Origin of the sequence: Paenibacillus sp. FSL H3-0321 (genome assembly GCF_038002865.1) — a bacterium.
Lineage (GTDB): Bacteria > Bacillota > Bacilli > Paenibacillales > Paenibacillaceae > Paenibacillus_AQ.
Genome location: NZ_JBBODH010000001.1, coordinates 635,722 through 647,951 on the forward strand (window position 1 = coordinate 635,722; position 12,230 = coordinate 647,951).

At 47.3% G+C, this 12,230-nt stretch carries 12 protein-coding genes, 1 pseudogene and 1 riboswitch; all 13 genes and pseudogenes read right to left on the bottom strand.

Annotated features, from left to right (window positions below):
• Nucleotides 1–72 precede the first annotated feature (72 nt).
• Nucleotides 73–1,110 (bottom strand): iron-hydroxamate ABC transporter substrate-binding protein, encoded by a 1,038-nt coding sequence (locus tag MHI45_RS02545; protein WP_256718121.1) that lies wholly within the window; start codon nucleotides 1,108–1,110, stop codon nucleotides 73–75.
• Nucleotides 1,111–1,284: 174 nt separating this feature from the next.
• Nucleotides 1,285–3,102 carry an APC family permease gene (locus MHI45_RS02550; RefSeq protein ID WP_076111173.1) on the bottom strand — a complete coding sequence of 606 codons (1,818 nt, stop codon included), beginning with the start codon at nucleotides 3,100–3,102 and terminating at the stop codon, nucleotides 1,285–1,287.
• 125 nt (nucleotides 3,103–3,227) lie between these two features.
• Nucleotides 3,228–3,387, bottom strand: a riboswitch (cyclic di-AMP (ydaO/yuaA leader).
• 227 nt (nucleotides 3,388–3,614) lie between these two features.
• Nucleotides 3,615–4,046 (bottom strand): disulfide oxidoreductase, encoded by a 432-nt coding sequence (locus MHI45_RS02555; RefSeq protein WP_083675675.1) that lies wholly within the window; start codon nucleotides 4,044–4,046, stop codon nucleotides 3,615–3,617.
• Entirely contained in the window at nucleotides 4,046–4,774 is a 729-nt protein-coding gene (locus MHI45_RS02560; protein ID WP_076111158.1) for a DsbA family protein, read from the bottom strand. The genes MHI45_RS02555 and MHI45_RS02560 overlap by 1 nt, the downstream gene beginning before the upstream one ends.
• A gap of 385 nt (nucleotides 4,775–5,159) precedes the next feature.
• Complete coding sequence (locus MHI45_RS02565) at nucleotides 5,160–6,476, bottom strand: hemolysin family protein (protein ID WP_076111159.1); 1,317 nt, start codon at nucleotides 6,474–6,476, stop codon at nucleotides 5,160–5,162.
• Between the two features lie 227 nt (nucleotides 6,477–6,703).
• On the bottom strand, nucleotides 6,704–6,949 hold the full coding sequence (locus MHI45_RS02570) for a hypothetical protein (protein WP_076111160.1): 246 nt from the start codon (nucleotides 6,947–6,949) through the stop codon (nucleotides 6,704–6,706).
• Between the two features lie 72 nt (nucleotides 6,950–7,021).
• Nucleotides 7,022–7,414 carry a spore coat protein GerQ gene (gene gerQ / locus MHI45_RS02575; protein WP_439823169.1) on the bottom strand — a complete coding sequence of 131 codons (393 nt, stop codon included), beginning with the start codon at nucleotides 7,412–7,414 and terminating at the stop codon, nucleotides 7,022–7,024.
• 217 nt (nucleotides 7,415–7,631) lie between these two features.
• The gene (locus tag MHI45_RS02580) at nucleotides 7,632–8,054 is read right to left on the bottom strand and encodes a cell wall hydrolase (protein WP_076111162.1); all 423 of its coding nucleotides are present in this window, start codon (nucleotides 8,052–8,054) and stop codon (nucleotides 7,632–7,634) included.
• A 176-nt stretch (nucleotides 8,055–8,230) separates the two neighbouring features.
• Nucleotides 8,231–8,987: pseudogene (locus MHI45_RS02585) on the bottom strand (SDR family NAD(P)-dependent oxidoreductase).
• A 145-nt stretch (nucleotides 8,988–9,132) separates the two neighbouring features.
• A complete protein-coding gene (locus MHI45_RS02590; RefSeq protein ID WP_076111174.1) occupies nucleotides 9,133–9,525 on the bottom strand; it encodes a DUF2500 domain-containing protein in 393 nt (130 codons plus the stop codon).
• Between the two features lie 224 nt (nucleotides 9,526–9,749).
• Entirely contained in the window at nucleotides 9,750–9,926 is a 177-nt protein-coding gene (locus MHI45_RS02595; protein WP_179091757.1) for a hypothetical protein, read from the bottom strand.
• A gap of 158 nt (nucleotides 9,927–10,084) precedes the next feature.
• Complete coding sequence (locus tag MHI45_RS02600; protein ID WP_076111163.1) at nucleotides 10,085–10,711, bottom strand: pyridoxamine 5'-phosphate oxidase family protein; 627 nt, start codon at nucleotides 10,709–10,711, stop codon at nucleotides 10,085–10,087.
• Between the two features lie 213 nt (nucleotides 10,712–10,924).
• Nucleotides 10,925–12,217, bottom strand: a complete 1,293-nt coding sequence (locus MHI45_RS02605) for a WD40/YVTN/BNR-like repeat-containing protein (protein WP_076111164.1) — start codon at nucleotides 12,215–12,217, stop codon at nucleotides 10,925–10,927.
• Nucleotides 12,218–12,230: the final 13 nt, after the last annotated feature.

Below are 12,230 nucleotides of genomic sequence, written 5' to 3' on the forward strand. Positions count from 1 at the left end.
GTATCTCAAGATACAAGAACCTGCACATCCCTCCACCGCTGAAGAGTTCGCTCTACACGCAATTAAGGCTGATTATTTCACGAGAAAACTCAAGACATCATCAATAGTTTTGGAGTTGGCAGTGGCTCCGCTGTACAGCCAGCTGCTGTCAGCGCTAAGTTCATGAACATTTCCAGCCTTAACCGCAGGGATACCCTTCCAGATTGCTCCGTTAAGAATGTCAGAGGCCTCGGTCTTGTCACTGTTCACCAGGAAGATATGATCTGCGGTCAGTTCAGCCAATTTCTCCAGAGTGATCGGATTCCAGGTCGCTCTGGATGCCGCAGGAATTTCAGTAACCAGGTTAGGTTGCTTCAAACCCAGATCTCCGTACAATACAGCACCACTGCTGCGTGTTTCATCTACAATAAAGAAGCTCTTCGACACTATCCACAGAATGGCGACCGATTCATCACCAATGGAGCTGCTGATTTTGGCTTTTGCATCTGCTGCTTTTTGATCGTAGTCTGCAATAGCTTGTTCAGCTTCAGTGCTCTTGTTCAGGAGCTCACCGATTTTGAGCAGCGATTTGCGCCAGTCTTTGCTAATCTCGTCACCAAGGACATAAGTAGGTGCGATTTTGTTCAACTGGTCATACAGACCGTTCTGCACACTGGACTCAGACTGCACAATGTGGAAATCCGGTGCAAAGCTGGTCACAGCCTCCAGCGGAAGATCATAGCTGATGGTTGGCACATCTTTAAGCTCAGCAATCAGATATTCCTGGGTTCCGTTTGGCACAGACCACTGCGCTACCGGGGTAACACCCAGTGTTACCAGGTAGTCTTCCATATAAGAAGCAAGTACGCGCTGCGGATTAGCCGGTACCGTGACTTCATGTCCCATGGCGTCTGTCACCGTTTTCTCTGTAGCCGGTGCAGTTGTTTTCGTTGGCGCTGCCGTTGCTTCAGCAGTAGCCGTAGCCGTAGGTGCAGCGGTAGCTTCCGCTCCAGAATTTGCAGCATTCTCATTATTGCCATTGCCGCAAGCGGACAAGAACAAAGTCATAGCCATACATCCGATCAATGCCAGCTTCATGCTGCCTGATCTCTTATTGTTCATCGAAAACATTAAATACCCCTCCTGTATTTACATGCATTAATGGTCAAAGGTGTCCGAGGCCTTCGCCTTACTTTTTAAATGATATTGATTCTCATTATCCCTGTCAACAAAATTATTCGTTCTATAAAAAAAGGTTGCCTCCGTAAGCTACGGAAACAACCTCTGCTAACCATATTTATCTGCCTATTTGTGCAAATGATAGGGCACTGTTGCTACAACTATATCTTTTTGATTCATCAGATAAGAGCGAATGAACAGGCTGGTCTGATTATGCAGGATCGCCTGCCACCAATGTTTGGTAATGAACTGTGGAATCAATACGGTAATATGGTCTGTAGTAGCGGTCTTCCACTCTACGGTATCGATAAATTTCACCAGTGGGCGGATAATGCTGCGGTAACGGGAACGAAGCACGATCAAGCGTACCCCCGGGTTCCATTCCTCCCATTTCTGCTCCATCTTGTGAATCTCCTCTTCATCAAAACCAACGTAGACTGCCACCACATTATCTGTTAACGACTTCGCGTAACTGATCGAATGCAGCACAGCGCGTGTCACACCCGCAACCGGAACAACAACGGTACTTCCTTTAATCAGCGGTTTATCCGTAGCAGGACAAATGCGAAGCTGATCGGCTATATTCATATAATGACGGTGAATGCGGTGGAATACGAACATGACAACCGGCAGGAAGATGAAGGCCATCCACACACTGGAAAACTTGGTGATGATAAAGATAAGCGTAATCGTCAGGGTAGTCAGCATGCCGATTGTATTAACTACAAATTTATTCTGCCAGCCTTTCGGCTTCGTTTTGAACCAGTGCACCATCATGCCAAGCTGCGACAGCGTAAAAGGGATAAATACTCCGACTGCATACAGCGGAATCAACCCTTCTGTATTTCCGTGGAAAGCAGCTACAAGCACAGCCGACAATACTCCGAGAAAAATTATACCATTAGAGAAGCCCAGACGGTCTCCCCGGACCATGAAGGCGTGAGGCAAATATTTATCTTTGGCGAACATGAACGCGAGCAGCGGAAACGCCGAGTAAGCTGTATTCGCCGCCAGGAACAAGATGACAGCCGTTATCCCTTGAATGAAAAAGTACAAACCACCCCGGCCAAACGTAGATTCGGCAATTTGCGACACGACGGTGGATTTCTCATTCGGAGTAATCCCATACCAGTAAGCCAGCAGCGTAATGCCGGTGAACATCAATCCGAGGATGCCCCCCATCAGCATCAAGGTTTTGGCGGCGTTTTTTTCCGCGGGAGCTTTGAAGTTCGGAATGGCATTCGATACCGCTTCTACCCCGGTAAGTGCCGAACAACCGGAACTGAAGGCTTTGAGCAATAGGAACAGGCTGACGTTAGAAACGGCGGAACCGATTTCCGGGATTTCGGCATGAGCGCCGCCTGTAATATATTTGTACACCCCGGCAATGATGAGTACAAAGATAGAAAACACGAACAGATACACCGGGATGGCAATAAATGAAGCGGACTCCGTCACCCCGCGGAGATTGATAATCGTCAAGATCAGAATGACGGAGACTGCAATAAGTACAGTATGGTTATGAAGACTCGGAAAGGCCGATGTGATCGCATCCGTTCCCGCCGAAGCACTAACTGCAACCGTAAGAATGTAATCTACCAATAAAGAGCCGCCAGCCAAGAGGCCGGTAGGAACGCCCAGATTGCTTTTTGCCACGATATACGCTCCGCCGCCTTGCGGATAGGCAAAGATGGTCTGGCGATAGGAAAAAATAAGGATGGCCAGCAGGCCCAATACGGCTAATGCAATCGGCAATGAATACCAGATGGCGGTGAAGCCCGCGGCCACCAGTACAATCAGGATTTGCTCCGTTCCGTAGGCCACAGACGAGAGTGCATCGGAAGACAGAACAGCCAGTGCTTTCACCTTGGATAACTTTTCATGATCGAGTTCGTTCGACTTCATCGGACGCCCGATCAATAGTCGTTTTACCTTGCTTACCATTGTAGTAACAGTTCCTCTCTTTGTTGAGTTGAAACGGTAATACCGCGCGCCGTTTTCATTGGCAGGTTTCATAAATGCAGGCACAAAAATAAGCATACGGAAATGATCCGCATGCTTACGCATGCTCATTATCCCACCCTTGCTTACGAGGTTAGCTGGCGGATTCGGGCTGTGGTAGCCCTACGGTTCCGGTCAAACTGACCTGCTTCCGATTCACCCCATTGACGTCACCGTCAAGTTTGGTTCCCCCGTTTTTCCTTGCGGAAAATTCAGCGCATATTCAACTTCTCACAAGGACTAATAATAGTCTACAATAGCTTTTCAGTAAAGCGGTGAAAAAAATGAAAAAAGAATGAAAAAACATCCAAAAAGCTCAAATCTAAGATCGGGGATAAGTGAATCTTTCATTCTCTTTCATTATCCCAGCGTTCCGTGATTTTTGAGTATTTTGGATGTTAATTGTGACAAAAATTAAGGAAATATTTATGCTCTAAATTCTGCTTAGCCTTTTCTTATTCTGCTGGCTCTTCCTTACGCCCGGTCCAGAGCAAAATTGCGATTAGAGCAAAAGCAATCAACGCAAGCAGAGGTACCGTAATGAACCCTAAAAAGTTCAAATAATCCTCATTGCAGGGTACACCAATTGTGCATGGCAAGATTTTACTGAGTGCAGGAATTTTCTGCTCTGCGTAGTGATACAGAGAGATGCTCCCGCCTATCAGACATAAAGGCAGCACATAAGGAATGATGCGTTTATCTCCCCGGTACGTGGCAATTCCGAGCAGAATCAGCTGAGGATACATAAAGATACGCTGGAACCAGCATAGCCTGCAGGGTTCATAATGCAGCACTTCACTAAGATACAAGCTTCCTGCTACAGCAATTACGGAAACAAACCAAGCCAGATACAAGCAGTGGCGTCTGCAGAAGGTAGAGAATTTCATCATTTGGCATCCGCCGAATCAAGGGCGATTTGCACCTGCGAGTCGATGGCTTCAATATCAAAGGCCTTGTCTACCTTGACTCCATTAACAAATACAGTAGGAGTAGAGGTCACTTTGCTGTCTTCGGCCAGCTTCATATCTCTCTGCAGTTCACTTTCATAGGTGCGTTCCTCAATGTCTTTACGCAAGAGGTCAAAATCTATCGGCAGGTTCTCTTTCTGCGCCAGGCTTACCAGGTAATCAGCGGTCGCCCACTCTTCGCTCTCCTCGCCCTGATTAGCATAGATTGCGTCATAATAGGTCCAGAAAGCTTCACTGTTCTGATGATAGACAGATAAAGCTGCTAATGACGCTGTTTCGGAATCCGGTCCGATAAAGGCCATATTTACGAAGTAAAAGGCCGCTTTGCCCGGAGTTACGTATTTTTCAACAAGCTGAGGTTTGATGGTACCGGTAAAGTCTGAACACGCCGGACATTTATAATCCCCGAATTCAACAATTTTGACTGGAGCATCCTCTTTTCCAAGTCTGTGCATCTCGCTGTAATTAAAGTCAGAGTTCCCTTTTGGAATCAGCATGATTAGAGCGACAAAGATAATGATAACTGCTGCTACCGTGCTGAAGATCAGAATTCTCGTTTTTTGCTTCTGCTTTTCCTGTTCTGCCCTGCGCTTTTCCTGCTTGCTCTGTTGGGGAGCCGCGGCACTGTTTCGTTTGTTTTTGCTCAAAGAGAGTTCCTTTCCGTCCACTCAGGACCCGGGTAATGAAAGTCATATAATTTAAAATTATATAATTAAAGTTCTCTCTTTGGCAAACTTCCATAGCAAACTTCAGCTCACACCGCCTTTGTTTTCAACTAAGCCAAGATAGACTCTGCTGTGTGTACGCGGGTTATTAAACAGTTGAAACAGCACAAAGGAAGCCACGTTTGGAATGAGCAGCGAGACAATCATCAAATGATTCTGAGTACAAAGATGCTAATTAAACTTTCTTACCCGACAAGAAACGACTCGAATCGGTCTCCCAATGCTAAATTGTGGTATTGGATCACACACAAAAAAGGCAATGCGCTAATTCTGCGCTAGTGCCTTTTTTGTGTAATGCTAAATAAGTTTATGCTCCAGCTTCCTCCGTCAAAAACTGCAGCTTCAATAGCTTAATCCGGGAAATCCGCTTGTTCTCAGTTTCCTCTACCACGAACAGATGGCCGTCGAATTCAACGGTTTGCCCTTTTTGCGGCGGATTGACTTCTAACTTGGAGTATAGCCAGCCGCCTATAGTATCATAGTCTTCCGTCTCCATATGAAGCCCCAGCGTGTCGTTGATCTCTTCGATCAGCATGAGGCCGTCTATGGAAAACTCATCCTCCCCTAGTTGCTCAACACCGGGACGCTCCTCATCGAACTCATCCTGAATTTCTCCGACAATCTCCTCCATAATATCCTCAAGCGTAACCATGCCTGACGTACCGCCGTATTCGTCAATCAGAATGGCGATTTGAGTCTTCGCCCGCTGCATCACCTTCAGGAGTGCACTGATCTGAATGGACTCTGGAACGGTAAGAATCGGACGAATCAATTCGTTGTACTTCGGCGCCTGATCCCGGATTAGATCCTTAATATGGATAAAGCCAAGAATATGGTCCTTATCGCCATCACAAACCGGATAACGCGTTCTCATTCCGTCAAAGGCAATCTCAAGGTTCTCTTCTGCCGTCAGATGACTGTTAAGACAGATCATTTCGGTTCGGGGGATCATAATCTCTCTGGCCATCGTATCGGCAAATTCAAAGATATTGTCCACCAGAGTCATTTCTGTATTGTCGATCAGCCCGCTCTTGTTGCTCTCCTGCATGAGGATGCGGATTTCTTCCTCTGTATGTGCCGTGGCCAGCTCTGAAGCCGGTGCCAGGCGGAAGAAACGCAGCAGTCCGCCTGCTAACCCATTGACGATCCAGATAAATGGATACATGATCCGGTAGAAGACGTTCATCGCACCTGCCGTTAGCAGAAGCACCTTCTCCGCTTTGTTCACCGCAATCGTCTTGGGTGCCAGCTCGCCTAGTACAATATGCAGCACCGTGATGAACATAAAGGCAATAATGAGGGAGATCACATATACGGTTGTTTCACCGAAGCCTAGGCTTGTTACAAGCGGTCCCACAATCGTAGCTATGGCCGGTTCACCCAACCAGCCGAGTGCGAGCGAGGCAAGCGTGATACCAAGCTGGCAGGCGGACAGATAAGCATCTAGATTGTGGACAATATTTCTTGCTGCAGGTGCTCTTTTACTGCCCTCCTCAATCAGTGCTTCAATGCGGCCGCTTCGTACCTTGACCATCGCATATTCAACCGAAACAAAAAAGCCATTAAACAGCACAAGCAAAAGAATAAGACCTACATGTAATATACCGGGTAAAGGGTCGCTCAATTTATACTCCTATCCACCGTTCTTCGTATCGGGTGGATAGGCCCACCTCCTTCGATTTTTCAAAATGTTAGCTAGTGAAACGCCAAACGTTCCTTTCAGTATCAATTTCCCAATGCCTTCAACTCCTGACTAGAATCACGGATTATAAATATATACATTATTATATTATTACTCACTCCATAAAAACAGGTGTAAACCGGAGTAAAAATATGATCTAGTTTTCCTTCTTATGGACATACTCCGTATAAAAGGTATAAAACAAGGTTAACGAATGCAAAAAAACGTTGTCGATGCGCTTTTATATATGTTAAATCTTCTGCACCCCCTCCGTCAAACTTGACGCGTTCAGCTTTGCCTCCAAAAGAGGTGAACTGACTATATAACTGCGGTAGGAGCGCTATCAGGTTTTTTTGCTTTTGCGGCCTATTTACAATCGGTTCAGCGCGATTATCCAATCCTCCAATTTCACTCAAAAAAACGGCAGCCCCCATTTACAGGCGGACTGCCGTTTACAAAATGTCTTCTATGGATAGTTGTTCAGGGGATTAACGGAAGTTGCGGGCGACCGGCGGATTTCCGATGACTCCCGGATACTGGTAAGCAAGCGGCTCATCGAAGGTGGCATAATCGAAATAAATCATCAGCAGCACAGTTCTCTGTCCGGTAGCTGGATCACTGATAATGATATGATCCCGTCCGGCTGCTTCCAGCACGCCTTTGTAAACCTTGGCATTCCAATCCTTGTTGTTCTCATATGTGAAATAAAAGGTCCCGATCTTGCCCAGGTTGAGGCGGAAAATGTTCTCAATGTAGGATTGTTCAAAGGCCGGGGCTGTGGTCGGCATCACGCTTCCTGTAGGCGTCATGGGGCTCCCGCTGGTGACTTGAGGCGGCATGCTGCCCATGTAGCCGCTGGCAGGCATTCCGCCTCCGTTCATGCCAGTGGAAGAAGAAGTACTGCCAATCATATAAGTAACGGGACGGTAAGGTTGACCTATCATTTGTGTAAAACCTCCTAAAAGTTTTGTCAGCATTTGCTTCCTTGAATACACTTCGTTTAGAACATGTTGCGACATCACAATTTTCGCTTACCAGTTTCAGCGGGGGGAGACAGACTACGGAAGCATACTGTCTCTCCCCGCTGGGCCGGGTGTACTAATATACAGCCGGGCAATCCGCGCTGGTTGGAGTAAAGAAGCAATGAGCTTTGAAGCGGCCGGTGTTCTGCTGGTTATACCAGGTGGCGGGACATTCGCCTACAGGACGGAAGAACCATAAGGCATTAGAGGCCGGCCAGCGTCGTTCTCCGGCGATGACTCTTTTGGCCAGGCGAATATCGGATTCCCGGGCACGCTGATAGAAGTACCCCTTCTGGGGCGCTTCAAAGCCACCTGGACTTTGAAACACCATATCGTTAATATTGCGGATATTGTTGAAGTCCAGGCAATTGCCGAGAATCCGGTTGACGCCGACATTCCCGACCATAAGCATGCCGGCCTCTCCGTCCTCTTCGGCCTCCGCCCGCATCAGCCGCGCAAGCACCTTCACATCTTCCGAGTTCGCTTTGATGACGGCCACACATTCTCCTCCTTTTGCTTCGTAGCAGTTCTGAAGGCATCCGCTTCTTGCCGGACTTCTTGCAAAACCTGCTTCGCAAGCTTCCACATCTCTTGACTGCTCGCTGTATTGTATGTGCATTCGCCTAAGAGGTGACAGTTCACGCCTATTTTCTTCCCGCTACTTGGATTGCATAGTTATGGCTCATAAATCATTTTGCGGGTCATGCCACCGTCAATGATAAGCTGTGCTCCTGTAACGAAATTATTATCCGGTGCCGTTAAATAGAGACAGGCTCTGGCGATGTCCTCCGGTCTGCCTACCCGTCCCGAAGGATGCTGGCTATGGTCAATCTCACGCAGCTCCGCATAATCTCCCGTCTCAATCCAGCCCGGACTGATGCAGTTTACCGTGATGTCATCTTTCCCCAGCGTAACCGCCATGGCATGGGTCAGAGCAGCGATGGCTCCCTTGGACGCCGCATAGGCTTCCGTATTCGGTTCTGACATTAATGAACGGGTTGATGACAGATTTACGACGGCTCCGCCTTGCGGATTATTGCGCATAACTTTGGCCGCTTCCCGGGTTGCCAGAAATACACTGCGTGCATTGGTATTGAGTACTTTATCCCATTCCTCCACTGACAGCTCGTACAACGTAGAGGTATGCGGATTCGCTATGCCTGCATTATTGATCAGAATATCAATGGTCCCGTACTTAGCTGTTGTGTGGGCAACCCAGTGCAGTAATGTCCTCCTCCTTGCTTACGTCGCAAGCGACAAATTCAGCAGTTCCGCCTTGATTGCAGATTTCGGCTGCCGCCATGCCTCCTGTGCTTTCATCGAGCTCTGCGATAATTACGCTGGCTCCCTCGGATGCATAAGCTTCGGCGATCGCTCTGCCAATACCATGGCCGGCTCCAGTGACAATTACAGTTTTATGCAAATAATTCATCATTTCATAGCTCCTTGTTAGTTATTATTAGGTATAGATCCAGACAATATAAATATCCCCTTGCTCCACAGACCGGAAACAAGGGGATTGTACAGTACTCAGCTCTATTGTAAACCGAACCAAATTCGTATCACAGACAGTTAAATCAATCAGCTGTGGAGTAATGCAGGCTGCGCTGAAACCCGTGATATCTTGTACCTTGGTAAGTCAACACACCTCTGTCTCCTTCTGCGCTCATGCCGAACTCATTTCCGTCCACTTTAAATTCCATCCTGGCGCCTTCGTCCGTCTCATAGGTCAAATAGTAGGTTGTACTGGTGCGGCTGCTCTGATTCTCATCCTGAAGCTGCTGCTGGCGGACTTCACTGCGCTTGCTGACGATCCGGGCAGGAACGGTCAACAGGGGTGAGCTGTTGTTCCGGCTCCATTGAAGCAGCCCCCTGCCAGCAGATACAGCGACAATGCCAATCATCAGGGCGAGAAAAATCGGTATTACCGTCCCGGTAAGATCAAACATCCAAGAAGAATCCGGGCCTATCCCCATGACTTATTCCTCCTTAATCCCCATTTTTCAGCTTTCCGCATGACTGCAGTCGCTTCTGTACATGTATATGCCTGTTCCGGTTCATACAGCATCACAAAAAGATGAAAACCATATTCGCCGTTAGCAGACGACGACTGGCTGCCTACCAAAAAGACCACCCGGCTCTCAGCTTTGAGAACTCAAGTGGTCTTTAAAAACGTTCATTCTGCCTATCAATATTAAGCATGTACAAGATCTAAGAGTTGCTTGGTTTCGTTCTCTTCTTCCGGAAGCATTCCGTTGTCCGCCCAGCAGGCTCTGCATTGTTCTTCAGTTTCACAGAGGTGTGCATCATCACAGTTATAGCATAATTGCAGAAGGTTTCTAGTCATATAATCCGTTTCAAAAGTTGTCATTGTAATCTCTCCTATTCGGAATGAAAGTTTGTGAAAAAATGAACTTGCTTTCTATGTGTTAAATATATCACACGCTCAGCGCTTTGTCATGTGATTTTTTTCACATTTTTAAAGAAAATTTTAAATACGTTTTTTTGCTTCATTCTACGTCCAGAACATCAATACATTCGGTTGGTATAGCTGTCTTGCAGTGAAGCTTTTACTTTTTCTGCGTTCATACCAGGAAGTTTGGCATGATCGGATATCATTTGAGCAACATTCGGCAATTCAGCCTTTGTAATCCAAGAGTCAGGATTCCACAAACTGGAGCGCTTTAACGATTTTGCACAATGCATATAACATTCTTCCACTTCAATGACTATGCCTACCAGCGGAGTCCGCCCATGAGATTCCATTCGGACAAGCAGCTCTTCATCACGGACAATATAAGCATGACCATTCACTCTGAGCGTTTCTTCCAGACCCGGAATGAGGAAGATAAGGCCCGCGTTTGGATTGGACAGAATATTCCTTAACGAATCCATTCGTCGGTTACCGGGCCGTTCAGGTATGACAAGATGGTTGTCATCCAGAACAAGTACAAAACCCGGCAAATCCCCTCTGGGTGAGACATCACATAACCCCTCCGCATCCGAAGTGGCCATGATCAACAATGGTGACTTAGAGATAAACTGGCGGCAATGCTCATCCAGAGCATCAATCGCTTTGTTCTTCACCAGTTCGCTTGGATAGCCGAGTATAGCACGCAATTCCTCTACTGACTTGATTGTATTAAAATCTTGCATCTTCTTCACTCCATATGTATGAATTTCATAGATTCACCTGCTACTTATTGTAACACAGGGATGAATTGACAAGTGGAGCCGGCTTTGCCGTCCTCAAAAGGACGGTATCCGTTTCAGCGAGAAATAGAAGGATAATTTATACCGTGAAGCATATAAATTCTTATATTTTGAAAAAAAAGAGACTGCCATCTGCAGCCTCCCCGCTAAATCAACTCACATTACCCGCCAGCTTACGCCCCCATTGGTCGTCTGCAGCAGGATAGATCGTCGATTTTCTTTTTTCTCAATTAAGAGCCAGCCAACATCCTTTGAAATAAACTGCAGCTTTACAATCTCCGGATATTCCAAAAGCTTGGATTGCAAAACGCTGCTGGCCGGAAGTGTTGTCCAGGTTGCTCCCGCATTAATCGTCTTATACATCAGATTTCCTTTCAAGGCCCAGCCGAGTTGAGAATTTAAAAAGGCAGGAGCCAGGTGGCGGTTGATCCCTGTCTGGATACCCAGACCGAACGAAGTGAATGTCCAGCTTTCTCCGCTATTGGCGGTAAAATATCCATTATATGTGATGGAAGCTTCCTTATCTTTCTGGCAGGCCACCGGCAACCACCCGGATGTGCTGTTATTGCCGAAAAATTCCGGTTCTCCGGTGATCACTTTGTCGCAGCCTCTCCACTGTTCATTCACTAGAAACTCCGGTCCCTGACTCCAGGTTGCTCCACCGTCCTTAGTCGTGTAAATCTTGGGCAGCGCTCCGGTCTGGAGGGTCACGAATCCACGGTCTGTATCCTTAAAGATCATCCCGGTCGTCACGCCCGCCATCGGAATTGCATGATTTGGCAGCTTCGGATTATATTGCTCGTTCTGCATAACCATATTCCATGTGGCCCCCCCGTCTGCCGTTGCATACAGCGCTTTGCTTGCTTTAGTGGCATTGATATCCCAGGAGGTCATCAGCCATCCATGGCTCGGAGAGCTGAAGTAGATGGAAGAGATCGTATTCGCATCCGGAAAAGAAGAGATTTTCCAGCTCAGTCCGCCATCGGTTGTACGCAGCACAACGGTTTCTGTTGTTCCAAAAGCACTTCTTATTATCCAGCCGTTCTCAAGATCGGTAAAGAAAATCTCTTGGCTGTACACCGGATTAGACAGAAACTGCACATTCGCAGAAGGTGAAATATTCGCCCAGGTTTCCCCGTTATCTTTGGTCATATAGATCCGAAGCTCATTTTTGGTAACACCCCAGGCCAGTCCTGCAGAAGCGGTTAACAATCTGAAATCCGTAAGCCGGGTCTGTATTTGATATTTGGGTGTATCTTTATTGACTAAGTTTTTGGCATCGGGTGTAATCAGGGTAATCGTCTGCCCTTCTTCCGGCGCTTCCGTCGGCTGAGGTGGCTGAGTGGGCTCAGGAGCAGGAGAAGAAGAGCAAGCCGAGAGTATGAGTAGGCTCAGGAGAACCACCAGTAGCGTTCTCAGAACCTTGAAATCTGCTGTTTGGGATGACAAAGCTCTCTCTCCT

What these genes read in the sequence shown, in the direction of transcription:
- MHI45_RS02545 (WP_256718121.1), bottom strand. Translation starts at nt 1,110, where the DNA reads ATGTTTTCGATGAACAATAAGAGATCAGGCAGCATGAAGCTGGCATTG.
- MHI45_RS02550 (WP_076111173.1), bottom strand. Translation starts at nt 3,102, where the DNA reads ATGGTAAGCAAGGTAAAACGACTATTGATCGGGCGTCCGATGAAGTCG.
- MHI45_RS02555 (WP_083675675.1), bottom strand. Translation starts at nt 4,046, where the DNA reads ATGAAATTCTCTACCTTCTGCAGACGCCACTGCTTGTATCTGGCTTGG.
- gerQ (WP_439823169.1), bottom strand. Translation starts at nt 7,414, where the DNA reads ATGAACGGAGGCGGAATGCCTGCCAGCGGCTACATGGGCAGCATGCCG.
- MHI45_RS02595 (WP_179091757.1), bottom strand. Translation starts at nt 9,926, where the DNA reads ATGACAACTTTTGAAACGGATTATATGACTAGAAACCTTCTGCAATTA.
- MHI45_RS02600 (WP_076111163.1), bottom strand. Translation starts at nt 10,711, where the DNA reads ATGCAAGATTTTAATACAATCAAGTCAGTAGAGGAATTGCGTGCTATA.